This window comes from Paracoccus sp. M683, from assembly GCF_007096355.1.
Taxonomy (GTDB): Bacteria; Pseudomonadota; Alphaproteobacteria; order Rhodobacterales; family Rhodobacteraceae; genus Paracoccus.
This window is the reverse complement of sequence record NZ_VKDF01000003.1, coordinates 194,512-217,811: the sequence shown is the minus strand read 5'-3', so window position 1 is coordinate 217,811 and position 23,300 is coordinate 194,512. Positions and strand designations below refer to the sequence as shown.

At 64.2% G+C, this 23,300-nt stretch carries 19 protein-coding genes; 6 read left to right on the top strand and 13 right to left on the bottom strand.

The window, feature by feature from the left end; all coding sequences use genetic code 11:
- Positions 1 to 75: 75 nt before the first annotated feature.
- Positions 76 to 1,098, top strand: a complete 1,023-nt coding sequence (locus FNJ84_RS05915) for a hypothetical protein (protein ID WP_143792088.1) — start codon at positions 76 to 78, stop codon at positions 1,096 to 1,098.
- 164 nt (positions 1,099 to 1,262) lie between these two features.
- Here the strand turns inward: FNJ84_RS05915 and FNJ84_RS05910 are convergent, their stop codons facing one another.
- The 6 genes from FNJ84_RS05910 to FNJ84_RS05885 all read right to left on the bottom strand — a co-directional run bounded on the left by FNJ84_RS05910 (position 1,263) and on the right by FNJ84_RS05885 (position 6,804).
- Positions 1,263 to 2,246, bottom strand: a complete 984-nt coding sequence (locus FNJ84_RS05910) for an SPOR domain-containing protein (RefSeq protein WP_221931936.1) — start codon at positions 2,244 to 2,246, stop codon at positions 1,263 to 1,265.
- A gap of 90 nt (positions 2,247 to 2,336) precedes the next feature.
- Positions 2,337 to 2,975, bottom strand: coding sequence for a uracil phosphoribosyltransferase (gene upp / locus FNJ84_RS05905; protein ID WP_143792086.1), 639 nt, complete (start codon positions 2,973 to 2,975; stop codon positions 2,337 to 2,339).
- Positions 2,972 to 3,940: an adenosine deaminase gene (locus tag FNJ84_RS05900; RefSeq protein WP_143792085.1), complete on the bottom strand. Its 969-nt coding sequence runs from the start codon at positions 3,938 to 3,940 to the stop codon at positions 2,972 to 2,974. Before FNJ84_RS05900 ends, upp begins: the two co-directional genes overlap by 4 nt.
- The gene (locus FNJ84_RS05895; RefSeq protein ID WP_143792084.1) at positions 3,937 to 5,127 is read right to left on the bottom strand and encodes a phosphopentomutase; all 1,191 of its coding nucleotides are present in this window, start codon (positions 5,125 to 5,127) and stop codon (positions 3,937 to 3,939) included. The genes FNJ84_RS05900 and FNJ84_RS05895 overlap by 4 nt, the downstream gene beginning before the upstream one ends.
- Entirely contained in the window at positions 5,120 to 6,412 is a 1,293-nt protein-coding gene (locus FNJ84_RS05890; RefSeq protein ID WP_143792083.1) for a thymidine phosphorylase, read from the bottom strand. Before FNJ84_RS05890 ends, FNJ84_RS05895 begins: the two co-directional genes overlap by 8 nt.
- Positions 6,409 to 6,804: a cytidine deaminase gene (locus FNJ84_RS05885; RefSeq protein WP_143792082.1), complete on the bottom strand. Its 396-nt coding sequence runs from the start codon at positions 6,802 to 6,804 to the stop codon at positions 6,409 to 6,411. The genes FNJ84_RS05890 and FNJ84_RS05885 overlap by 4 nt, the downstream gene beginning before the upstream one ends.
- 138 nt (positions 6,805 to 6,942) lie before the next feature.
- Here FNJ84_RS05885 and FNJ84_RS05880 point away from each other — a divergent pair, with 138 nt between their 5' ends.
- Both FNJ84_RS05880 and FNJ84_RS05875 read left to right on the top strand, forming a co-directional pair.
- Complete coding sequence (locus FNJ84_RS05880) at positions 6,943 to 9,222, top strand: NADP-dependent malic enzyme (RefSeq protein ID WP_143792081.1); 2,280 nt, start codon at positions 6,943 to 6,945, stop codon at positions 9,220 to 9,222.
- Positions 9,223 to 9,361: 139 nt separating this feature from the next.
- Positions 9,362 to 11,254, top strand: a complete 1,893-nt coding sequence (locus FNJ84_RS05875) for a propionyl-CoA synthetase (RefSeq protein ID WP_143792080.1) — start codon at positions 9,362 to 9,364, stop codon at positions 11,252 to 11,254.
- A gap of 4 nt (positions 11,255 to 11,258) precedes the next feature.
- On the opposite strand, the gene FNJ84_RS05870 is transcribed toward FNJ84_RS05875, so the two are convergent.
- Genes FNJ84_RS05870 through FNJ84_RS05855 form a run of 4 tightly spaced genes read right to left on the bottom strand, consistent with a single transcriptional unit; the run spans position 11,259 to position 15,330 of the window.
- Positions 11,259 to 12,026, bottom strand: a complete 768-nt coding sequence (locus FNJ84_RS05870; RefSeq protein ID WP_143792079.1) for a squalene/phytoene synthase family protein — start codon at positions 12,024 to 12,026, stop codon at positions 11,259 to 11,261.
- Positions 12,023 to 13,432, bottom strand: a complete 1,410-nt coding sequence (cysS, locus tag FNJ84_RS05865) for a cysteine--tRNA ligase (protein ID WP_143792078.1) — start codon at positions 13,430 to 13,432, stop codon at positions 12,023 to 12,025. Before cysS ends, FNJ84_RS05870 begins: the two co-directional genes overlap by 4 nt.
- Positions 13,433 to 13,462: 30 nt before the next feature.
- Positions 13,463 to 14,686 carry a glycosyltransferase gene (locus FNJ84_RS05860; protein WP_143792077.1) on the bottom strand — a complete coding sequence of 408 codons (1,224 nt, stop codon included), beginning with the start codon at positions 14,684 to 14,686 and terminating at the stop codon, positions 13,463 to 13,465.
- 56 nt (positions 14,687 to 14,742) lie between these two features.
- Complete coding sequence (locus FNJ84_RS05855) at positions 14,743 to 15,330, bottom strand: YdeI family protein (RefSeq protein WP_143792076.1); 588 nt, start codon at positions 15,328 to 15,330, stop codon at positions 14,743 to 14,745.
- Between the two features lie 149 nt (positions 15,331 to 15,479).
- On the opposite strand from FNJ84_RS05855, the gene FNJ84_RS05850 reads away from it, so the two are divergent.
- Both FNJ84_RS05850 and FNJ84_RS05845 read left to right on the top strand, forming a co-directional pair.
- The gene (locus FNJ84_RS05850) at positions 15,480 to 17,297 is read left to right on the top strand and encodes a M3 family oligoendopeptidase (protein WP_143792075.1); all 1,818 of its coding nucleotides are present in this window, start codon (positions 15,480 to 15,482) and stop codon (positions 17,295 to 17,297) included.
- Complete coding sequence (locus FNJ84_RS05845; RefSeq protein ID WP_143792074.1) at positions 17,294 to 17,764, top strand: GNAT family N-acetyltransferase; 471 nt, start codon at positions 17,294 to 17,296, stop codon at positions 17,762 to 17,764. The genes FNJ84_RS05850 and FNJ84_RS05845 overlap by 4 nt, the downstream gene beginning before the upstream one ends.
- A gap of 405 nt (positions 17,765 to 18,169) precedes the next feature.
- Here the strand turns inward: FNJ84_RS05845 and FNJ84_RS05840 are convergent, their stop codons facing one another.
- The 3 genes from FNJ84_RS05840 to FNJ84_RS05830 are packed head-to-tail and all read right to left on the bottom strand — an operon-like array spanning position 18,170 to position 22,331.
- A complete protein-coding gene (locus tag FNJ84_RS05840) occupies positions 18,170 to 19,084 on the bottom strand; it encodes a diguanylate cyclase (RefSeq protein WP_143792073.1) in 915 nt (304 codons plus the stop codon).
- Positions 19,081 to 21,954 (bottom strand): response regulator, encoded by a 2,874-nt coding sequence (locus FNJ84_RS05835; RefSeq protein WP_143792072.1) that lies wholly within the window; start codon positions 21,952 to 21,954, stop codon positions 19,081 to 19,083. The genes FNJ84_RS05840 and FNJ84_RS05835 overlap by 4 nt, the downstream gene beginning before the upstream one ends.
- Positions 21,951 to 22,331, bottom strand: coding sequence for a hypothetical protein (locus FNJ84_RS05830; protein WP_143792071.1), 381 nt, complete (start codon positions 22,329 to 22,331; stop codon positions 21,951 to 21,953). The genes FNJ84_RS05835 and FNJ84_RS05830 overlap by 4 nt, the downstream gene beginning before the upstream one ends.
- A gap of 207 nt (positions 22,332 to 22,538) precedes the next feature.
- Between FNJ84_RS05830 and FNJ84_RS05825 the strand changes: the two genes are divergently transcribed.
- Positions 22,539 to 23,276: a cytochrome c biogenesis CcdA family protein gene (locus FNJ84_RS05825; protein ID WP_143792070.1), complete on the top strand. Its 738-nt coding sequence runs from the start codon at positions 22,539 to 22,541 to the stop codon at positions 23,274 to 23,276.
- The last annotated feature ends 24 nt before the right edge of the window (positions 23,277 to 23,300 follow it).

Genomic DNA, 23,300 nt, shown 5'->3' with positions numbered 1-23,300 from the left:
CCGGCGCGGGGCTGCTTGTATGGTCGGCTGTGCAAGGCCGGGCGTGACAGCCCCGCGGCAGGCAGGCAGGCATGAATGACGGCGCTGACCGAATTTGTACGGCTGGAATCACCGGGCGCATGGCGCGCCGGGCCAGATTCGCGCCTTCAAGAGGTGGTGGTGTCGGTCGGCGATGCGACGCTGATTCTCAGCGATCCTAAATCGGACCGTCCCTTGTCGCATTGGTCGCTGCCGGCCGTTACGCGACTGAACCCCGGAAAATTGCCCGCGATCTATTCGCCGACCGCCGATCAGCCAGACGAACAGCTTGAAATCACTGAAGAGCTGATGATCGACGCGATCGAGCGGGTGCATCGCGCGATCCAGTCGCGGCGCGCCCATCCGGGGCGGCTGCGCGGCGGGTTGATGGCGCTTGCCGCCGTGGCGATGGTCGGCGCGGGCCTGCTGTGGCTGCCCGGTGCCTTGGTGCGCCATGCCGGCGCCATCGCACAGCCCGCACAGGCCGCCCAGATCGGCGATGCGGTCCTGGCCGAGATCACCCGTTCCACCGGGGCGCCCTGCCATCGCGTGTCCGGTGATGCGGTCCTTGGCAATCTGGCAGACCGCCTGCTGCCGGCAAATGCGCGGATCGTCGTCGTGCCGGCGAATCTTTCCGGTGCGCGGCGCCTGCCCGGCGACCTGTTTCTGATCGGCGAGGATCTGCTGTCCGAGGATTCCGCCCCGGAACTGCTTGCCGGTCAGTTGCTGGCCGCCTCGCTTGCCCCCACGGCGCGGATGGCGCTTCAGCAGGCCCTGGATCATGCCGGACCGCGCGCGGCGGTTCAACTGCTGACACAAGGCCACCTGCCGCAGGATGCCTTGCTGGGTTATGGCGAAATTGTGCTGACCCAGGCATCAGAGCGACCCGATGACGCGATCCTGCTGGCCGAGATGGCCGCGAAGGGCATCCCCTCGACACCCTATGCGCGCGGTATCGACCCAAGCGGCGAGACCGTCCTGGGCTTGATCGAGGCCGACCCCTATGGCATGCAGCCCCCTCCGGCGCCGGTCCTGACCGAGCCGCAATGGCAGGCCCTGCGGCTGATCTGCGCAGGCTGACAATTGGGATGATCCACATTTTTGAATCGCATCATCCATCCACCGACCATTTCTGAAACTCATCCCGACGGTCAGATCCGACCGGATTGCGCGGCGCACCCGCCGCGCAGCAAGGCTGCAATGCAACGACCCGGATCGGCCGTCTGCCCAAGGGCGCTGCGACCCTAACGGGCGGTGGCCTTGGGATAGCTGGTCGCGCGAAGATGGTCCAACGCGGCAATCACCGCCCGGCGATCCGCAAATGGCCCCGCCATGACCAGACGGCCACCGACATCTGCGCGATCACCGACACCACGCACGACGGGATACCCCATCCCGGAAAGATGGCGGATCGCGGCATCCGCATCCGCCGGAATCGGGAACCGGCCGACCTGGATATAGCGGGCGCCTGCGGGCACCATCTCGATTGCAGGGCCGGCGGCCACGGTACTGGGCGCGCGCGGCTCGGCCGGCATCTTGCGCTGGTCGGGTTTCCGGTCGGCCGAACCGGATGCATTCGCCCCCGCGACCGGCATCCGGGGACGACTGGAAACGGCCGTCACCTGCACTTTTTCGTCTCGGGAGCGTCCTGTCCGCCCCTCGGTCGGGGCTGCCGCCGTCACCACTTGCGCCGGCAACATTGCCCCACCGCCGGCTGCGCAGATGCCAAGCGTGGCACCGCCTCCGCCCGCACTGGCCGTTTCATATCCCAACAACTCGCAAAGCTGCTTGCCCCCCGCAGGTTGGCCAGCCGCGGCAGAGCGCATGGCCGGTATCGCATCCATGGCGCGCCCCAGTTCGGCCAGTTCGCCCGATCTGGGCTGTGGCGTCGCCACAGGCGTCCGGCGCAGGTTTTCATCGGTGCTGCCAATGACATCGCCGTTCTGCAACCCTTCGGCAAGGGTTACAGACAGGCGTAATGCCGGGCTGGCTGCCTCGATTTCGTCGCCAGCAGCGGCATGGCCGGGCAGCGACGGCGGAAAGCCGCAGATCACCGCCCCCGCGCTGTCCAACCTGGGCGCCCAGACCGCGCCCTGCCTGCGATAGACGCAGCCGGCGCTGTCTATATATTGCGGCGCCGTGAAATCGTCGGGCGGCAGTTCGACCGGGCCGGTCGTTCCGGCCAGAATCGCGGATGCCGGCCAGATTGCCAGCAAGACAAGCATCATCCGAAACCCGGTTCGCATCCCATATCCGTCAATTCGCGCTTCCATGGCCCTGTTCTAGACCAGGCAGGCTAATCGCCGGTTAATGCGCCGCTATTTCGTGCCGAACATCCGATCTCCTGCATCTCCCAGCCCCGGCACGATATAGCCGTGATCATCCAGCCGTTCGTCCAGCGCAGCCGTGAAAATCGGCACGTCAGGATGGCTTTGGCGCATCCGTTCGACCCCTTCCGGCGCGGCCAGAAGGCAGAGAAAACGAATGTTTTTCGCACCTTCGGCCTTCAGCATGTCGATGGCCGCTGCCGAGCTGTTGCCGGTGGCCAGCATCGGGTCGACCACGATGGTCATGCGCGCATCCAGCTGCGCCGGAACTTTTGAGTAGTATTTTACCGGTTGCAGCGTCTCGGGGTCGCGGTAGAGGCCGATAAAGCCCACCCGCGCCGCAGGAATCAGTTCGAGGATCCCATCCATCAGACCGTTGCCAGCCCGAAGAATCGAGATCAGCGCCAGCTTCTTGCCCTCTAGCCGGGGGGCGTCCATGGGGCCAAGCGGGGTTTCGATCCGCTCGGTCGTCAGGTCCAGTTCGCGCGTGACCTCATAGGCCAGAAGCAGGCTGATCTCGCGCAGCAGCCGGCGAAAGCTGGCGGTCGAGGTGGTCTTGTCGCGCATGATCGACAGCTTGTGCTGGATCAGCGGGTGGGTCACGACGGTCAGGTGCGGCTGCTGGCTCATGCAAATTCCTTCCTCAGGCGGTTCTTGGTCGCATCGTCGCAGAAGGCGGCATCGACCGCCATCAGGTTGATCTGGCGGAAATCATCCTCTTGCCAGCCGAAGGTCTGGGCCAGAAGGTCATATTCGCGCCCCATCGTCGTGTGGAAAAACGGCGGATCATCGGTCGAGACGGTGACCTTCACCCCGGCATCGCGCAGCCGGGCAATGGGGTGTGACCGCCAGTCAGGATAGACCCGCAGCGCGACATTCGATCCGGGGCAGATCTCCAGCACGATACCGCGTTCGGCCAGTTCCTCGACCAGTGCGGGGTCGTCGATGGCCTGAACGCCGTGGCCGATGCGGCTGATGCCCAGTTCCAGTGCGTCGCGGATGCTGGCAGGGCCACCCCATTCGCCTGCATGACAGGTCAGGCCCAGCCCGGCCTCGCGCGCGGCATCATAGCTCCAGGCAAAATCGGTGGCGCGGCCCATCAGTTCGGCGCCGCCCATGCCAAAGCCGGTCACCCAATCGCCCGCTGTCTCGGCGGCACAGATGGCGGTTTTCCTGCCGCGATCCGGCCCGAAATGGCGGATAAGGGTCACGATGGCGCGACTGTCGACACCCTCGGCGCGCATCTTGTCGGCCACCTCGGTCATCGCACCCAGATAGTCGCGCCAGGCCGACAGATCGCCGCCGCCGCAAAACTCGGGCGAGACGAACAGCTCGGCATAGATCACGCCCTGTTCACCGCATTCCTCCAGCACCGATTGCAACAGACGCGCATAATCGGCGGGCGTTTTCAGCACGCTGGTCGCGGCTTCGTACACGCTGAGAAATTCGTTGAAATCCTGATAGGCGTAATGGCCGCGTTCATCGAAAACGCCAGTCAGGTTCACGCTTTTCTCGGCGGCCAGACCGCGGATGAAGGCCGGGGTGGCAGCACCTTCCAGATGCAGGTGCAATTCGGTTTTCTTGAGACCTTTCATAGAAAGCTTGTGCCTTTTCTTGTTGTTATGGGCAGATCCAGCACATCAAGGACCGATGCGCCGAGATCGCTGAATGCCACCTGCCCGATGGCGCGCGACCCGCGCCCCCAGCCCACGACCGGCACCCTTTCGCGGGTGTGGTCGGAGCCTGTCCAGGAGGGATCATTGCCATGATCGGCGGTGAAGATGGCCAGATCGCCGGGGCGCAGCGTGGCAAGGAACCGACCGGCAATGGTATCGAACCATTCCAGCTGTTCGGCATAGCCGGGAATATCGCGCCGGTGGCCGAAATTTGTGTCGAACTCGACGAAATTGGCAAATGTCAGACTGCCCGGCTCGGCCTGATGGCCAAGGCGGATCAGGTGTTCGGCCAAGTCGGCATCGGATTTGCCCTTGTGCAGATGGGCGATGCCGCGATGGCTGAAGATGTCACCGATCTTGCCGATGGCATGGGTCACGCGGCCATGGGCGGCGGCAATGTCCAGGATGGTATCCGAGGGCGGTGCGATGGCGAAATCGCGACGGTTGGGGGTGCGCTGGAAACTGGCCCTGTCGGTCCCGAGGAAGGGCCGCGCGATCACCCGGCCCACGCGCATCGCATGCAGCATCGGCGCCAGATCGCGGCACAGATCCAGCAGCCGTTGCAGGCCAAAGGCTTCCTCATGCGCGGCAATCTGCAACACGCTGTCAGCCGAGGTATAGCAGATCGGCCAGCCGGTCCGCAGATGTTCCTCGCCCAGCTGCTCGATCACGGTGGTGCCCGAGGCGTGGCAGTCGCCCAGAATCCCCGCCGTCCCGGCCAGTTCACGGATGCGGGCCGTCACCTCGGGCGGAAAGCTGGGATGGGTGTCGGGAAAATAATGCCAGTCCCAGGGGACGGGAACGCCGGCGATTTCCCAATGGCCCGACGGCGTATCCTTGCCGTTCGACACTTCGGTTGCGGCACCCCACAGACCCTGCGGTTCGGCCATCAGCCCCGGCGCCTCCTGACCCGAGGCCAACCGCACCGCCGCCCCCAGCCCCAGCCCCGCCAGCACCGGCATGTGCAACGGGCGCGCCTGTGCGATATGGCCAAGGGTATTGGCCCCGGTATCGGGCCGGCCGTCGTTGAAAAAGCGATCGGCGTCGGGCGCACCGCCGATGCCGACGCTGTCCATGACGATCAGAAAGGCGCGCGCGTCAGTCATCGGCGGCAATGTCCTTCAGGATCAGCGGGCGCGCTTTGGGCGCCTCGCCCAGGTGATAGGCCGCCGCCACGGCCCGGATGGCCCGGTCGGCCTGCGCCTCGGTTGCGGCATGCACCATGGCCAGCGGTCGGTCTGATCGCGTTTCTTCGCCGATCCGCAGCAGATCGGCAAGCCCCACCCGAGGGTCGATGCGGTCCCCCGCCTGTACCCGCCCGCCGCCAAGGGCCACGACCGCATGGCCAAGCGCCTCGGTGTCGATGGACGTGACATGGCCGGGCCGGACCGCATGGACCGCGCGGATCACCGGGGCGGCCGGCAGATGGGCATCGGGATTGTCCAGCAGATCCGCAGGCCCGCCAAGCGCCGCGACCATGCGCGCAAAGCGTTCCGCCGCAGCGCCGCTGGCGATGACCGCAGACGGATCGCCGGTCAACCCGCCCAGATCCAGACATCGCGCCGAAAGGGCCAGCGACAGATCGGCCAGCGCACCACCCTCACCCCTGAGGGCCGCGATGGCCGCGCGCAATTCCAGCGCATTGCCGGCGGCGCGCGCCAGTGGCTGATCCATATCCGTGATCAGCGCGCGCGTCGGGCAGCCCAGTTCGGTCCCGGTTCGCACCAGCGCACGGGCCAGGGCCTCGGCCGCATCCGGCGTCTTGGAAAACGCGCCCGAGCCGCATTTCACGTCCAGCACCAGGCCCTGCAAGCCAGCCGCAAGCTTCTTGGACAGGATCGAGGCGGTGATCAGATCAAGGCTTTCCACCGTGCCGCTTTCGTCGCGGATCGCGTAAAGCCGCCGGTCCGCCGGGGCAATCTCGCCGGTGGCGGAAACGATGGCGCAACCCACATCAGCGACAACGCGGCGAAATTCGCCTTCGCTGATGTCGACCTGATAGCCGGGAATCGCCTCCAGCTTGTCCAGCGTGCCGCCGGTGTGGCCCAGGCCCCGCCCCGAGATCATCGGCACATAAGCCCCAAGCGCGGCCAGAACCGGCGCGAGAACCAGGCTGACGGTATCGCCGATGCCACCGGTTGAATGCTTGTCGAGCACCGGGCCTGGCAGATCCCAGACCAGTACATCGCCCGAATCGCGCATCGCGGCGGTCAGGGCCGCGCGCCCGCCCTGCCCCGCGCCGCGCGTCAGAACCGCCATGGCAAAGGCCCCCGCCTGCGCGTCGCTGACCGAACCATCCGCAAGCCCGCGTGCGATCAGCGCGGCCCCGGCCGCATCCAGCCCCCGCCCGTCGCGAATGCGCGCAATGACCGGGCGCGGATCAGTGCTCATTCCGCGCGGCTCATATGCGACAGGTCGAACCGGCCCGGCAGCAAATCCCCGATCGTGGTCTGCTGCAACACGCCTGCGGTCGTGGCCAGCGTGACCGGCACCTCGGCCGCGCCAAATTCGGCCAGCTTCTGACGGCAGCCACCGCAGGGCGGCACCGGGGCCGGGCTGTCGGCGATGACGGCAACCTCGACCAGCCGCGTCTCGCCGGCCGCCACCATGGCCGCGATGGCGCCGGCCTCGGCGCAGGTGCCCTCGGGATAGGCCACATTCTCGACATTGCAGCCGCGATAGACCGCGCCCGAGGCCCCTCTGACGGCCGCGCCGACCTTGAATTTCGAATAGGGCGCATAGGCCGCCTCGCGCACGTCGCGCGCCGCATCCAGCAGTGACATCGGCATTCTCCTGAAATCTGACGGACAGTTTCGCCGCCGTCAGAGGTGTTTGCAAGCGTTGCCCCGCTTGTTCGTGGCAAAGAAAATGCGCTAACCAAGGGTCAACGACAACAGGTCGGCAGCGGGGGAAGAAGCAGAATGGACGATCGCAGGCAGGACAATGCGCGCCAATCGGCATTGGATTATCACGAATTTCCGCGCCCCGGCAAACTGGAGGTCCGGGCGACCAAGCCCCTGGCCAATGGCCGCGACCTTAGCCGGGCCTATTCGCCGGGCGTGGCCGAGGCCTGTGTCGAGATCAAGATCGACCCGGCAAATGCCGCCCGCTTCACCGCGCGCGGAAATCTGGTCGCGGTTGTCAGCAACGGTTCGGCGGTGCTGGGGCTGGGCAATATCGGCGCGCTGGCATCCAAGCCAGTGATGGAAGGCAAAGCCGTCCTGTTCAAGAAATTCGCCAATATCGACTGTTTCGACATCGAGGTGGACGAGGCCGATCCCGAAAAGCTGGCCGATATCGTCTGCGCGCTGGAACCGACATTCGGCGCCATCAACCTTGAGGACATCAAGGCGCCCGAATGTTTCGTCGTCGAACGCCTGTGCCGCGAACGGATGAACATCCCGGTCTTTCACGATGACCAGCACGGCACCGCCATCGTCGTCGGTGCGGCGGCCACCAATGCGCTGCGCGTGGCCGGCAAGCGGTTCGAGGACATCAAGATCGTCTCGACCGGCGGCGGCGCGGCGGGAATCGCCTGTCTGAACATGCTGCTGAAACTGGGCGTGAAGCGCGAGAATATCTGGCTCTGCGACATTCACGGGCTGGTCTACAAGGGCCGTGCCGAGGATATGAACCCGCAAAAGGCCGAGTTCGCGCAGGACAGCGACCTGCGCACCCTTGGCCAGGTGATCGACGGCGCCGACATGTTCCTGGGTCTCAGCGGGCCTGGTGTGCTGAAACCTGAAATGGTCTCGCGTATGACCAAGGCGCCGATCATCTTCGCGCTGGCCAACCCCACGCCCGAGATCCTGCCCGACGCTGCCCGCAGCGTCGCCCCCGACGCGATCATCGCCACCGGCCGCAGCGATTTTCCCAATCAGGTCAATAACGTCCTGTGCTTTCCCTTCATCTTCCGGGGCGCGCTGGATGTCGGCGCGACCGAAATCAATGACGAGATGGAAATCGCCTGCGTCGAGGGCATCGCGGCCCTTGCCCGCGCCACCACCGCCGCCGAGGCCGCAGCCGCCTATCGCGGCGAGATCCTGACCTTCGGCCCCGATTACCTGATCCCCAAGCCCTTTGATCCGCGGCTGATCGGCGTTGTCTCGACCGCCGTTGCGCGCGCGGCGATGGAAACCAAGGTCGCAATGCGCCCGATCGAGGATCTGGATGCCTATAAGCGCAAGCTGGATGGCTCGGTCTTCAAATCGGCGCTGATCATGCGCCCGGTATTCGAGGCATCGGCGCTTGCCGCGCGCAACATCGTCTTTGCCGAGGGCGAGGATGAACGCGTGCTGCGTGCCGCCAATGCAATGATCGAGGAAACGACCGACGTGCCGATCCTGATCGGCCGTCCCGAGGTGATCGAGATGCGGGCCGAACGGGCCGGCCTGCCGATCCGGCCGGACAAGGATTTCCAGATCGTGAACCCGGAAAACGACCCGCGTTACCGCGATTACTGGGAAACCTATCATCACCTGATGGCGCGGCGCGGCGTCTCGCCCGACATCGCGCGGGCGATCATGCGCACCAACACCACCGCCATCGCCTCGGTCATGGTTCACCGGGGCGAGGCCGACAGCCTGATCTGCGGCACCTTCGGCCAATACAGCTGGCATCTGCAATATGTGCGACAGATCCTGGCGCGCGACGGGCTGCACCCGGTGGGTGCCTTGTCGATGGTCATCCTGGAAGACGGGCCGCTGTTCATTGCCGACACGCAGGTCCATCACGACCCGTCCCCGCTGGAGGTGATGGAGGCCACGATCGGCGCGGCACGCCATGTCCGCCGGTTTGGCATCACCCCGCGCATCGCCCTGTGCAGCCATTCGCAATTCGGCAATCTCGACACGCCCGGCGGGCACAAGATGCGCGAGGCGATGGACCTGCTGAAAGGCCACGAGGTCGATTTCATGTTCGATGGCGAAATGCAGGTCGACAGCGCGCTGGACCCCGATCTGCGCGAGCGGATCTTCCCCGGATCGCGACTGGAAGGCCCGGCCAATGTGCTGATCTTTGCCAGCAGCGACGCCGCCTCGGGCGTCAGGAACGCGCTGAAGATGCGCGCCAGCGGGCTGGAGGTCGGGCCGATCCTGATGGGCATGGGCAACCGCGCCCATATCGTGACGCCCTCGATCACCGCGCGGGGGCTGCTGAACATGTCGGCGCTGGCCGGAACGCCTGTCTCGCATTACGGCTGATCCGGCCCCCCGCCCGACTGCGGCGGATCGTCGCGCCCCTGCCAGGGTTGACGCCACCACCCCGCGCAGGATTCTTGCGCGGGCACCTGACGCAGCGTAACAACATGGCGCAAGCTGCCCGCAGCACCGGAGGAGGATCATGGCTTATCGCGAAATCTATGAGGGCTGGAAGGCCGATCCCGAGGGGTTCTGGATGGAACAGGCGCGGGCGATCGACTGGATCGCGGCACCAAGCCGCGCCTTCTTCGATCAGGGTCCGGCGGGCGAATGGTTTGCCGATGGCATGGTCAATACCTGCTGGAACGCGGTGGACCGGCATGTTCAGGCCGGGCGCGGCGATCAGGCGGCGATCATCCATGACAGCCCGATCACCGGGCGGAAAACCTCGATCACCTATGCCGACCTGCAAGGCAGGGTCGCGCAGCTGGCCGGCGCGCTGGCCGCGCGCGGCATCAGCCAGGGCGACCGGGTCATCATCTATATGCCCATGATCCCCGAGGCGCTGGTGGTAATGCTGGCCTGTGCCCGGCTTGGCGCGATTCATTCCGTCGTCTTTGGCGGTTTCGCCGCCCATGAACTGGCCGTGCGCATCGACGATGCCCAGCCCAAGGCGATCATCGCCGCGTCCTGCGGGTTGGAGCCGGGCCGGATCGTCGAATACAAACCCCTGCTGGACCGCGCCATCGACCAGGCCGGGCACAAGCCCGATTTCACCGTCATCTACCAGCGCCCCGAACATCAGGCCGCGCTGACGCCGGGCCGCGATTTCGAATGGCAGGCCTTCCAGCAGGGCGCCATCCCCGCCGATTGCGTGCCGGTGCCGGGCAACCATCCGGCCTATGTGCTTTACACCAGCGGCACGACCGGCCAGCCAAAGGGCGTGGTGCGCGCCACTGGCGGGCATCTGGTCGCGCTGATGTGGACGATGAAGAACGTCTATGGCATCGAGGCCGGCGACGTGTTCTGGGCGGCGTCCGATGTGGGCTGGGTCGTGGGCCACAGCTATATCTGCTATGCCCCGCTGATCGCCGGCGCCACCACCATCGTCTTCGAAGGCAAGCCCGTGGGCACACCCGATGCCGGCACCTTCTGGCGGGTGATTCAGGATCACGGGGTCAAAAGCTTTTTTACCGCCCCCACCGCCATCCGCGCCGTCAAGCGCGAGGATCCGAAGGGCGAGTTGATCGGCGCCTATGACCTGTCGTCCCTGCAAGCGCTGTTTCTGGCGGGCGAGCGTGCCGACCCCGACACCGTGCAATGGGCCGAGGATCATCTGAATGTCCCGGTCATCGACCATTGGTGGCAGACCGAGACGGGCTGGGCCATCGCCGCCAACCCTTTGGGGATCGAGTTGCTGCCGGTCAAGAAAGGCAGCCCGACCCATCCCATGCCCGGCTATGACGTGCAGATCCTGGACGAGGCCGGCCATCCCGTTCCCGCCGGCACGCTTGGCGCGATCGCCGTGAAGCTGCCGCTGCCGCCCGGCACCCTGCCGACGCTGTGGAATGCCGAAGGGCGGTTTCGAAAATCCTATCTGGACCACTTCCCCGGCTTTTACGAAACCGGCGATGCGGGCTATGTTGACGAGGACGGCTATCTTTACATCATGGCGCGCACCGACGACGTGATCAACGTGGCTGGCCACCGCCTGTCGACCGGCGCGATGGAAGAGGTTCTGGCCGGCCATCCCGCCGTTGCCGAATGTGCGGTGATTGGCGTGGCTGACAGCCTGAAGGGCCAATCGCCGCTTGGGTTCCTCTGCCTGAAAAAGGGCGTCGACACCCCCGATGCGCAGGTGGTGAAAGAGGTCGTGGCCCGCGTCCGCGATGAAATTGGCCCCGTCGCGGCCTTCAAGACGGCGGTGGTCGTGGACCGGCTGCCCAAGACCCGGTCAGGCAAGATCCTGCGCGCGACCATGGCCAAGATCGCCGATGGCGACGATTTCAAGATGCCCGCCACGATCGACGACCCGGTCGTTCTGGACGAAATCGCAACGGCGCTGAAATCGGTGGGTTATCCCGGCGCGACCTGACCGCTCAGACCCACCAGCGCCCGGTCAGGGCCAGCCGGGCCAGCGCGGCCCGGCGACGAAAGGGTGAAACCGTCGGCTGCGCCGCAATATCGCCGGCATCACGGACCAGCGCGGCCAGAAATGCGCCGGTCCCCGATCCCGCGAACAGCGCGGGCGCCGCCCGGCGCGGCACGATGCGGCGCAATTCCCGCGCCTGTGACAAGGCGTCGGTTCCGGCCCGTACCAATGCCACAACGTGATCCGGCCCCGGCCGCGCCAATCCCAGCCCCATGCCCTGCAATTGCGGCAAGGCCCGCAGCCACGCCGCCATCCCCGCGCCCCGCGCCTGCGCCGCCACCACCTGCCGCGCAGCGTCCGGCGCGCCAAGCGCCTGCGCCGCAGCCCACATTACACCGCCCGCCGTCGCATCGACATAGGCCAGCACCTCGGCCTGATCGGCAAAGGCGTCGCGCGCCGCGTCGCGCCGCCGCGCGTCGGCCAGCGGCACCAGCGATCCGGCCGCAAGGCCCCAGCTGTCCCATAGCGGCGTCAGCACGTCATGAAAAGGCGGGGCCGTGCCCTGCCCCATTTCCGCCAGCCGGTCGATCCACCATTGCAACCGCATCTCGGCCAGCATCGGTTCGGCCGATTGAAAGGGCGCGCGGGCCAGTTCCAGGTTCAGCGCATAAAGCGTGATCAGCCGGGGCCGGTCATCCGGCGCAGCCGCCAGCATGGCGCCAAAGCGGTCCGGGTCCTGTTCGCGCAGCGCCTCGGCGCAGATCGCAAGGGTCAAGATCCAACCTCTGCGACCAAGGCCTTCAGCCGTGCCAGATCAAAGCCCGTGGCCAGCGACCATTCGGCCCCCGCCACCGTATCCTTGACCTCGACCCCGGCCGTTGCAAACCCGTCACGGATCGCATCGGCGCGGGCGAAATCGCGGGCTTTGCGGGCGTCGGTCCGGGCCGCCAGCAGCGCCTCGATCAGTGCGCCGGCCTCATCGCCCGCCTCGGCCCAACCACCAAGATCATCGGTCAGCAGCCCCAGCATCCGCGCCCCGGCCAGCAGCCCCGCCCCATCGCCTTGCCCCGCCAATTCATGCAGCGCCGCAATCGCGCCCGCAGTGTTCAGGTCATCGGCAAGCGCCGCGATGACGGCGGGCGCAGGCGTCGCGGCGGGCTCGATGCCCGCCGTGAGGCCACGCCACCGACGCAGCACCGCCTCGGCCTCGGCGCGTTTCACATCGGTCCAGTCCATCGGCTTGCGGTAATGCGTGGACAGCATGACAAAGCGGATCACCTCGCCCGGCACGCCCTGATCCAGAAGGTCGCGAACGGTGAAGAAGTTGCCCAGGGATTTGGACATCTTCTTGCCCTCGACCTGCAACATCTCGTTATGCAGCCAGACATTCGCAAAGCCCGCATGCGGATGGGCGCAGCAGCTTTGGGCGACCTCGTTTTCGTGATGGGGGAATTGCAGGTCGATGCCGCCGCCATGAATGTCGAAACTGTCACCCAGCAGTTCCGCCGACATGGCCGAGCATTCGATATGCCAGCCCGGACGCCCCCGGCCCCAGGGGCTGTCCCAACCCGGCAGATCGTCATCGGACGGCTTCCACAGAACGAAATCCATCGGATCTTCCTTGAACGGCGCAACCTCGACGCGGGCGCCCGCGATCATGTCATCGACCGACCGCCCCGACAGCTTGCCGTAATCGTCAAAGCTGCGGACCCGGAACAGCACATGCCCAGCCTTCGCATAGGCATTCCCGCGCGCGATCAGCGTCTCGATCATCGTGATCATCTGCGGGATATATTGGGTCGCGCGGGGCTCAAAGTCGGGCCGCGCCGCGCCAAGTGCATCCATGTCGGCGTGATACCAGCCGATCGTTTCCTCGGTCCGCTCGGAAATCAGGTCTTCCAGTGACAGCGGGCTGCCCAACCCCTTGCGGCGCTGCGCCTCGGCATTGATCTTGTCATCGACGTCGGTGAAATTGCGCACATAGGTCACCTGATCCGCGCCATAGACATGGCGCAGCAACCCCACCAGAACGTCAAAGACCAGAACCGGCCGCGCATTGCCCAGATGGGCGCGATCATAGACGGTCGGGCCACACAGATACAGCCGCACATTTGACGGATCCAGCGGCGTGAATCCCTCTTTCCGCCGCGTCTTCGTGTTTGTCAGCCGGATCTCGACCATGGCTCGCCTCTTTTCAGATCAGAGGCCCGCTTACACCTTCGGTCCGAAGCTTTCCACCCATTCGATCAGCCGTGGCAGGCTGTGCCGGCGCAGGTCATAGCCGTCCAGGATACTCTGCCGCGCCGCTGCCTTCAGCCGCGCGGCATCAGCGTCGCCCTGCAAGCCACGGATCAGCGCCGCCGACAGGGCGGGCACATCGAAGAACGGTACCAGCCTGCCATTTTCGCCATCGCGGATCATTTCGCGCACCGGCTCTGTATCGGATGCGACGATATAGGCGCCCGCCGCCATCGCCTCGGTCAGCGACCAGGACAGCACGAAAGGAAAGGTCAGATAGCAATGCACCCGCGCGACCTGCAACAACGAGACATAGTCGCCATAGGGCAACCGGCCCGTAAAATGCACACGTTCAAGATCAAGCCTGCCGTCCAGCTCGGCCAGGATCTTGGCCTTCCAGCTGTCAGCATCCTTGGGCATCGCACCATAGCTGACACCTTCTCCGCCGACCAGAACCACATGCGCATCGGGACGCGCGGCCAGCACCTCGGGCAAGGCGCGCATGAAGATGTGAAAGCCACGATAGGGTTCCAGCGAGCGGTTGACAAAGCTGATCACCTCATCACCCGCGCGCATCACCGTCCCGTCGGGCAGGGTGACACTGGCCTGCGGGTTCGGGCGCAACAGATCCGTGTCGATGCCATCATGGATGGTGGTGATCTTGCCGCGCAGCTCGGGCGGAAAACTTTCGGCCTGATAGCGTGTCGGCGCAATTGCCGCATCGGCCTGAACCAGACCCTGAATCAGATGCGCGGATCGCGCGATGGTCATGAACCGCCCTTCATCGGTGGCAGGACTGATCTCGGCGTCAAAACCCACATCATGCCCGCGCGTGCGATACATCAGCTCGGCATAGACCAGCAACTTTGCCTCGGGCCAGATCTCGCGCAGAAACAGCGTCTCACCCCAGCCCGAATGGCCAAAGATCACGTCGGGGACAAAGCCGTGGCGGTCCCGCAACGCCCGGCATCCTCTAGCGGTCAGATAGCCGCGCTCGGCGTAATCGGCATAGGTTCGCCCAAAACCCGAACTGATCTCGACCTTGGTGGGGGTGGCATAGCGGACCACCCGCACCGGGCTGGGCCGTTCGTTCTGCTCATCCGTCAGGCCAAGAACCTGATGGCCGCGTGCCGCCAGGGCCGGCGCAAGATGCAGGAACTGACCGGGAAAATTCTGATGAACGAACAGGATACGCATGGTCGGGTGATAGCGCGCCCGCCCGCGCCCCGCAATCCACCGCCACCGGCCGGTCGTCAGCGGTCATGCATGCCCTGCCCGGCCAGAATCCGCGGCGCGGCCTTCTGTATCCGTGCCACGACTGTTTTCGATTGTTTGGGCTGGCTGAAATGCAGCAGCCAGCCACGCCGCCTGCCCGGAGTCAGCGCCTCGAACGCCGCGCGCAGGGCCGGATCGTCGTCCAGCGCGGCCTCCAACTCGGGCGGCCAGTCCAGATCATCCTTGGCAAAGGTGATCTTGCGGCCGTCCTTCTCGTTCTGGACCGCCGCATCGACAAAGGCGCGAATGGCTGCGGCCTGGGTCTCGACCTGCTCGACGCTGGTGAACTTCATCATTCGGGCCGAGCGCGAATTTTCCCCCGGCGCCAGCAGTAACCCCTGCGGATCGGGCAGCAGCACCCCTTTCAGAAAGGACAGGAACGCGCCTTCCTTCATCGCGCCCAGGATCGCGATATTGCCGTCATGCGCCCGATAGCAAGGCTGGCGCCAGCGCAGATCCTCGTCCACCGGACCATCCAGAACCACCCGGCGCAGGGCCTGCATTTCCGCCCGCCACGGCTTGTCCCGCGCAAAGAACCTGTCCAGCCGTGGATTTGGCGCGCCCATGCGATGCCCCTTTTGCTGCATTCATCGGGGTGATTGTCCCCCCTTCCGCGGGGCCTGTCCATGCCCATGCCGGCGCAGATTACCAAAGCCGCGCCCTTGCACCCAGCCCATCTGCGGTCCACATCTGGTCCCAACAGAAAGGACCTCTCATGCTGCCGAAGCCGCTTTACGATGCCCAGGACCCTGTAACCGACAAGCCCTTTGGCGACCTGCCCGAATGGGACCTGACCGACCTTTACCCCGCACCCGATGCACCGGATCTGGCCCGCGACATGGAGGCACTGAAGAATCAGGCCGCCAGCTTTGCCGCCGATTATCAGGGAAAACTGGCCGACCTGACCCCGGCCGAGATGCTGGGGGCCATCCTGAGATACGAGGCGATCGACATCCTTGGCGGGCGCATCATGTCCTATGTCGGCCTGCGCTATTACCAGCTGACGACCGATCCTGCGCGGGCAAAGATGCTGGGCGACTATCAGTCGAAGATCACCGACTTCACCACGCCGCTGGTGTTTTTCAGCCTTGAATTCAACCGTATCCCCGATGCGACCTATCAGGCCGTATTCACTGCCCCGGACGGCCCCGCCCGTTATAAGCCGGTATTTGACCGGATGCGCGCCATGCGGCCGCACCAGCTGTCGGACGAGTTGGAACAGTTCCTGCACGACAATTCGGTCGTCGGCGCCGCCGCCTGGAATCGTCTTTTCGACGAAACCACCGCCGGGTTGGAATTCGAGGTGGACGGCGAGACGCTTGGCCTTGAAGCCACACTGAACCTGCTGACCGATCATGACCGCGCCCGGCGCGAGGCCGGCGCCCGCGCGCTGGCCGTGGTGTTCCAGAAAAACATCGGCCTTTTCGCCCGCGTTCACAACACCTTGGCCAAGGAAAAGGCCATCGAGGACAAATGGCGCAAGATGCCCACGCCGCAATATGGCCGGCACCTGTCAAACCATGTCGAGCCCGAGGTGGTCGAGGCCCTGCGCAACGCCGTCACCGCCGCCTATCCGCGCCTGTCGCATCGCTATTACGCGTTGAAGGCGAAATGGCTGGGGCTGGAAAAAATGCAGGTGTGGGACCGCAACGCCCCGCTGCCGACCGAGACGCCGCGCGTGATCGACTGGCCCGAGGCACGCAAAACCGTGCTGGATGCCTATGGCAGTTTCTCGCCGGACCTGGCTGAACTTGCTGAACCTTTCTTCGAAAAGGGCTGGATCGACGCAGGCGTGAAGCCCGGCAAGGCGCCGGGTGCATTCGCGCATCCGACGGTGGTGACGGTCCACCCCTATGTGCTGCTGAACTATCTGGGCAAACCGCGCGACGTGATGACGCTGGCGCATGAGCTGGGGCATGGTGTCCACCAGCGGCTGGCTGCGGCACAGGGCGAGCTGCTGGCCTCGACTCCGCTGACGCTGGCCGAGACGGCAAGCGTCTTTGGCGAGATGCTGACCTTCCGCGCGCTGCTGGCCCAGACCACGGATCCGGTTCAGAAAAAGGCACTGCTGGCGGGCAAGGTCGAGGACATGATCAACACCGTGATCCGCCAGATCGCCTTCTATGATTTCGAGGTGAAACTGCACGCCGCCCGCGCCGAGGGCGAATTGACGCCCGACGACATCAACGCGCTGTGGATGTCGGTGCAGGCCGAAAGCCTTGGTCCCATCTTCGAATTCATGCCGGGCTATGAAACCTTCTGGGCCTATATTCCGCATTTCGTGCATTCGCCCTTCTATGTCTATGCCTATGCCTTCGGCGACGGTTTGGTGAATGCGCTTTATGCGGCCTATGAGGATGGTCTGCCCGACTTCCAGTCGAAATATTTCGATCTGCTGAAGGCGGGGGGGGCGATGCACCACAAGGAATTGCTGGCGCCCTTCGGCCTCGACGCCTCGGACCCGGCCTTCTGGGACAAGGGCCTGTCGATGATCGAGGGGCTGATTGACGAGTTGGAGGCGCTCGAGGCGTGATCACGCTGGCGCCTCTGGCCAAGGGCGACCCAACGCCGGTCGCCCATATCCGCGTCGCCCCGGCGCAGGAACCGTTCTGCGGCACCATCGCCGGGCATTTTGCGGCGGACGAGCCGCTTGTCGATTTTCACCGAATTCTGCGCGATGGGCAGGCGGTGGGGTTCTTCAAGCTGGATCGCGGCTATGCCGAGCGGCTGGATTATGCCCTGCCCGGCGATCTGGGGGTGCGCGGGGTCATGGTGGATCTAGCGGAACAGGGGCGCGGCACCGGGACGGCGGCCATGGCGGCGCTGGCGGAATATGTGCCGCCGCGCTACCCGCAGGCGCGGGCCCTTATTCTGACGGTGAACATGATCAACCCGGCCGCAATCGCGTCCTACAGGAAAGCCGGTTTTGTCGATACCGGAAAGCTGTGTCACAGCGGCAGCATCGGGCCCCAACATATCATGCGGATGATGTTGGGCTGAAGCGGCCGGCAGCCATCACCCATGCCAGTGCTGCGGTGCTGCCGTACTGCGGTGATGCCCTGGGTGACGGCCACCTTTGACCGGTGCTGCGCGCCCCGGATCGTCGCTGATGAATGCCGGCAGGGCCGGAGCACCGTCCCCTTTCGGGGCGAGGCAGAACGGTTCTGGTGGCGGTGGCGAACACCGAATACCGTCCGGGCCGCGTGTCCGCCCTCGCTTTAGGCGATCGGACGTTCATATCCGTGCCCGGCCGCAAATGCCGTGGGAAAGTTCGTATTGCGTGCCTGCGCAGATCCTATGCCCTCAGCGGCTCCGCTGCATGGGTGACACCGGAAAAGAGCACCCAGCTTGCCTGCTTTCCATCATTCCCTCACTCCCGTCGGACAAGCCACCGCGCAACAATCGTTAAATCAATCCGATCACCCGCCCTGTGACCCGGTTCCTTCCCAGGTTCTTGCTTTCGTAAAGCAGCTTGTCGGTACTCTCGATCCAGGACGGAATCGTCATACCACGTTCGCAATAGCGGCTCAGCACCCCCGAACTGATCGTCACAGAGGGCCCAATTTTCGACCCGGCATGCGGGATGGCCAGATCCTCGACTTTGCGGCGCATCTGTTCGGCAATATGCAACGCCCCGGCCAGATCGGTCTTGGGCAAGACGCATGCAAATTCTTCGCCACCGAAACGCGTGCAATGATCGCTGCCTCGCCGCATCACGGCGCCAATTGCCTTCGCAACCGCTTGCAGGCACTTATCCCCCTCTAGGTGGCCATAGATGTCGTTGAACTGTTTAAAGAAATCAATGTCAACCAGGATCATGCTCAACCATTGAGATTCCCGAGCCATGCGGCTGATTTCCTCTTCCAGCGCAGCTTCCAGCATGCGGCGATTTCCCAGCCCGGTCAGAGGATCGACCATCGCCAGGCTGGTCAGGCGATCCCGCATCTGCTTCATCTCGACATGATTGCCCACACGCCGACGCAGCGCAACCGGCTGGACCGGCTTGGTGACATAGTCGATGGCACCCGCCGCCAGGCCCTGAACCTCGTATTCCACTGAATCGAGGCCCGTGGTGAAGATCACGGGAAGATCGGCAAGCTTGGGATCCTGTTTGATCAGCCGACAGGTTTCATACCCGTCCAGTCCCGGCATGACGATATCCAGAAGGATCAGATCCAGCTTTGTTTTCCTGGCAATTTCAATTGCCTGATTGCCGGATCTTGCGAACAGTATCTCATAGTCATCTTCCAGGACGGCGCCGATCATCTCGATATTGGCGATCTCATCATCGACGATCAGGACAACGGGTCTTTGGTTCATGCCGACATATCCCTTTCACGGGGGCGAAGATCGTCATAGCGCGCATCCAGCAGGGCCAGTGCCTCGTGATAGTCCAAACGCAGGATCGCAATCCCGATAGGATCGACGTCTCGTTCGTCCAGGGTCATACCCATAATCTCGGCATAATTCTGAAATCCCTTGCGGGCCGAGAGACTGTGGCGATTGATCTGCTCACGCAGCGCCCGGCGTGCTTCGGCCGCTTCAGACAGGTTCAGTATTTTTCCCTGGCCCGTCGCGGGCATCGTTGCGGCGATCTGATCCCCTTGCGCAACCGGCCCGCCATCCAGCAGTGCAACGGCTGCCATGGCCTCGCGCATTGCATCACCCAGATCAGACAGAAGGCTGCCCATGCCATCTTCCTGACCGGCTCGCAGACGATCTTCCAACCGACGGGCGATGGCTGCGACCTCTGCCAACTCCAACGACGAGGCAACCCCCTTCAGCCCATGCGCCAGACGCGCGGCATCATCGGCTTGGCCGGCATGCAGCATTGCGCCAAGCCGTTCCGCCACGTCATTATAGCTGTCGCGGAAGCCGATGATCAGCCGACGCAGCAACGGTTGCTTTCCATTCACCCGCAAAAGCGCCGCTGGAATGTCGAAAGGCGGCAATTCCGACGGCAGATCAGCGCCGCCTGATATCAGCCGCGTCTCACCCTGCGCCGAAGCAGGACCTGAGGGTGCAGAACGACGCAACCAACGCTCCAGCGTGGCCAGGAATACCTGCGGGTCGATCGGTTTGGCGATGTGATCATTCATCCCCGAGGCAAGACAGCGCTGACGGTCCTCTTCATAGGCATGGGCTGTCATCGCGAGAATGGGCAGATCTTCGGCTGACCAGTCGCGGCGGATTTGCCGTGTCGCCTCGACCCCGTCCATCTCGGGCATCTGGACATCCATAAGAACGGCCGCAAAGCTGTCCCCGCGTTCGCTGACCATTCTGCATGCGACCAGTCCGTTTTCAGCGCAATCGACGTCAAGCCCGGCATCCTTCAGCAGTTCGACAGCGATCTCGCGGTTGATTTCATTGTCTTCGACCAGCAGGATCCGCAAGCCATGCAGATCCCTTCGCACCTTTGGGCAGTCAATCGGAGGCACCGCAACAGCGGGTTGTTGACGTTTAAGGGCCGCATCCTGCGGAAAAAGCTGGGCCAGTGCGTCGCAGAGCCGCGCTGCGTCGACCGGCTTTCCCAGAAATGACCCAAGCCGGTGGCCTGCGCCCTGCTGGATGCATTCCTCGATATCATAGGCGGTCATCATGATCGTGGCGGGCTGCGGTGAAATCTCGGGCGTCGCGCGCATCCGCCGCAGCGTCTCGAAACCATCGAGCACCGGCATCTTCCAATCCAGCATCAGCAAGTCATAAGGACGCCCCGCGACCGCCGCGATCCGCAGCATTTCAATCACCTTTTCGCCCGAACTGGCCAGATCCGCCTGCATCCCCCAACGGGCAAATATCTCTTGGATGATCTGCCGCGCCGCCGGATTGTCATCCGCAATCAGCACACGCAGCCGCTTCAATGCGGGATCCGGCCGCGTCTCGGTCAGCGTCAGCTTGTCCGAGACGCGCATGCAGACGGTGAAGGTAAACGTGCTGCCCCGGTCTGGTTCGCTTTCGACCCCGATCTGTCCGCCCATCTGCTCGACGATCTGCCGGCAGATCGCCAGGCCCAGACCGGTGCCGCCAAAACGCCGGGTGGTCGAGGCATCAGCCTGCGCGAATGAATTGAACAGGATGTTTTTCTGTTCGGCCGTCATGCCTATGCCGGTATCCTGCACCTTGCACTGGATGACCGCGATCCCGTTCTTTTGCCGCAGCATCTCGGCGGTCAGCACGATCCTGCCGGCTGGCGTGAACTTGATCGCATTGCTCAGCAGGTTCAGCACAATCTGGTTGAACCGCATGTCATCGCCGATCAGACAGGCCGGAATGGTACTGTCCACGCGGATCTCGACCCGCAATCCCTTTGCATGAGCCGTCTCGGATACCATTTGCAGCTGGCTTTCGATCGCCGCGCGCAGATCGAATTCATGTTCGTCGAATTGCAGCTTGCCAGCCTCGATCTTCGAAAAATCCAGGACATCATTGATCAGCCGCAACAGCGCGACGCCCGCCGTACTGATCTTGGACACCTGATCCTTTTGCCGAGGCTCAAGCGCCGTCCGCTGAAGAAGGTGAGAAAACCCCAAAATCGCGTTGATCGGCGTGCGGATCTCGTGGCTGACATTGGCAAGGAACATGCTTTTGGCGCGATTGGCGGATTCGGCGTCACGGGTGCGCTCCTCCAGCGCGACACCTTTCTGGACCAGTTCGGCACTGAGCCGACTCATCCGTGAAAAAGTCTCCTGCACCTTGCCGACAACCCAGAGCAACACGACCATCTGAAAGGCGACGATCACCGCATGCAACAGAACGCGCGGCAAATCTCCTTCGGCCGGAAACACGACATAAGGTAGCAGATACAGAAGAACCAGATGATGGAGCGCCGTCAGGATCGCGCCCAGAAATATTGGCGCCCGGTCGAACCAGGCGATGTTCAGCGCCATCACCGCGAAGAAATACATATGCATGTCCATCTGCCACGGATGACCTGTGAACAGCACCAGCAGAAAGGCGGGCTCTGCGATCAGCGCGACGGTGGCGATGAACTGCGTCGTCCTTGTCGTTCCCCGGCGGACGAAGCTGAGCTGATAGGCCAGCGCAAAAACCGACGCGACAAGCAACGCGACCCAGACCGGCATCGCCTTGTTCCACAACGCAGCCAGCCCCATCACAGGGACATGAACCCAGAGCAGCCAGACCACAAGCCGGCCATATCGCTCGCGCAGCATCTCCAGTTCGACGGTCATCGGTCATCCCCGCGCGCCAGGCGGAAGCAGCCTTGCAGAACCGGCGACGCAATCACCAGCCATGCACCCTGCGCGCGCAGCGCATCCGCGAAATCAACATCATCGGACATGGCGATGACCACCGATGACAGGCCGCCATCGCCCGCAACCCCGCCTCCGGCCTGCCAGACGATGCTGTGCATCTGCGCCCGGTCGGCCCAGGGCGGACCAAGCACCAGATATTGTCCTGTGCCCTTCGCCACGGCCAGGGTTGCGATGACAAGCGCGATCAGGCCAACCCCCGCCAATGCAAGGGCCGGCAGCATATCGCCGACCACCGAACCGCCCGGCTTCGGTCGCTGGCCCGATTCTGTCTGGCTGTTTGGTATCACCTTCACGACATTCGCCCCTTGTCCGGGCATGACGCGCCCCTGCCCCTGGAATTAGCAGGATTAGCCCAGCAAATCGTAAATGAACCCGCTGAAAACAATCGGTAATTTAATAGGATTTGATGCATTTTTCTGCCCGGCCCGGACAGACGCTATACCCTGCGATTGACTTCCGCGCTGCACCGCCCGAAACATCGCCGCAGGAGGGTCGCTGACATGCTGGATATCGGCCATCTCGGCGCAGGACTGGCGGGGCTGTTGTCATTCCTGTCGCCCTGCATTCTGCCGATGGTCCCATTCTATCTGGCCTATATGGGCGGGCTGACCATATCCGAACTGCGCGGCCAGGATGCGATCCCCGCCGGCATGCAAGCCCGGCTTGTGGTTTCGGCGGCGGCCTTTGCGCTTGGCGTCACCTCGATCTTCATGCTGCTGGGACTGGGGGCCACGGCGCTTGGAAAGGTCTTTGCCGACTATCGGCAGCCGCTCAGCTATCTGGCGGCCGCCATCCTGTTCATGCTTGGCCTGCATGTTCTAGGCGCGCTGCGGGTCCCCTTTCTTGACCGGGACAGTCGATATGCGCCCAAGGCCCCTCGCGGGTCGCCGCTTGGCGCCTATGTGATCGGCCTTGCCTTCGGATTTGGCTGGACGCCCTGCGTCGGGCCGGCGCTGGCAGCGATTCTGCTGATCGCTTCGGGCAGCGGTGATCTGTGGCGGGGGGTGTCGCTGTTGCTGATCTTCGGGTTGGGCATGACGATGCCCTTTGTCATGATCGCCGCTTTTGCGCGCCCGTTCCTGACTTGGGCCAGCCGGCATCGCCGCCTGCTGGGGCATGCCGAGAAAGCGACCGGGCTGATGCTGATCCTGTTTGCGGTGCTGATCGCCACCGGCAGCGTTAACCGGATCGGTCAGTGGATGATCGAGAATTTCGACTGGTCCGCCACCGTCATCTGAGCCTCCGACCCCCGACTTGGCGGA

Coding starts and splice junctions, on each gene's coding strand:
- FNJ84_RS05915 (WP_143792088.1), top strand. CDS start 76: ATGACGGCGCTGACCGAATTTGTACGGCTGGAATCACCGGGCGCATGG.
- FNJ84_RS05910 (WP_221931936.1), bottom strand. CDS start 2,246: ATGATGCTTGTCTTGCTGGCAATCTGGCCGGCATCCGCGATTCTGGCC.
- upp (WP_143792086.1), bottom strand. CDS start 2,975: ATGAGCCAGCAGCCGCACCTGACCGTCGTGACCCACCCGCTGATCCAG.
- FNJ84_RS05900 (WP_143792085.1), bottom strand. CDS start 3,940: ATGAAAGGTCTCAAGAAAACCGAATTGCACCTGCATCTGGAAGGTGCT.
- FNJ84_RS05895 (WP_143792084.1), bottom strand. CDS start 5,127: ATGACTGACGCGCGCGCCTTTCTGATCGTCATGGACAGCGTCGGCATC.
- FNJ84_RS05890 (WP_143792083.1), bottom strand. CDS start 6,412: ATGAGCACTGATCCGCGCCCGGTCATTGCGCGCATTCGCGACGGGCGG.
- FNJ84_RS05885 (WP_143792082.1), bottom strand. CDS start 6,804: ATGTCACTGCTGGATGCGGCGCGCGACGTGCGCGAGGCGGCCTATGCG.
- FNJ84_RS05880 (WP_143792081.1), top strand. CDS start 6,943: ATGGACGATCGCAGGCAGGACAATGCGCGCCAATCGGCATTGGATTAT.
- FNJ84_RS05875 (WP_143792080.1), top strand. CDS start 9,362: ATGGCTTATCGCGAAATCTATGAGGGCTGGAAGGCCGATCCCGAGGGG.
- cysS (WP_143792078.1), bottom strand. CDS start 13,432: ATGGTCGAGATCCGGCTGACAAACACGAAGACGCGGCGGAAAGAGGGA.
- FNJ84_RS05860 (WP_143792077.1), bottom strand. CDS start 14,686: ATGCGTATCCTGTTCGTTCATCAGAATTTTCCCGGTCAGTTCCTGCAT.
- FNJ84_RS05855 (WP_143792076.1), bottom strand. CDS start 15,330: ATGGGCGCGCCAAATCCACGGCTGGACAGGTTCTTTGCGCGGGACAAG.
- FNJ84_RS05850 (WP_143792075.1), top strand. CDS start 15,480: ATGCTGCCGAAGCCGCTTTACGATGCCCAGGACCCTGTAACCGACAAG.
- FNJ84_RS05840 (WP_143792073.1), bottom strand. CDS start 19,084: ATGAACCAAAGACCCGTTGTCCTGATCGTCGATGATGAGATCGCCAAT.
- FNJ84_RS05835 (WP_143792072.1), bottom strand. CDS start 21,954: ATGACCGTCGAACTGGAGATGCTGCGCGAGCGATATGGCCGGCTTGTG.
- FNJ84_RS05825 (WP_143792070.1), top strand. CDS start 22,539: ATGCTGGATATCGGCCATCTCGGCGCAGGACTGGCGGGGCTGTTGTCA.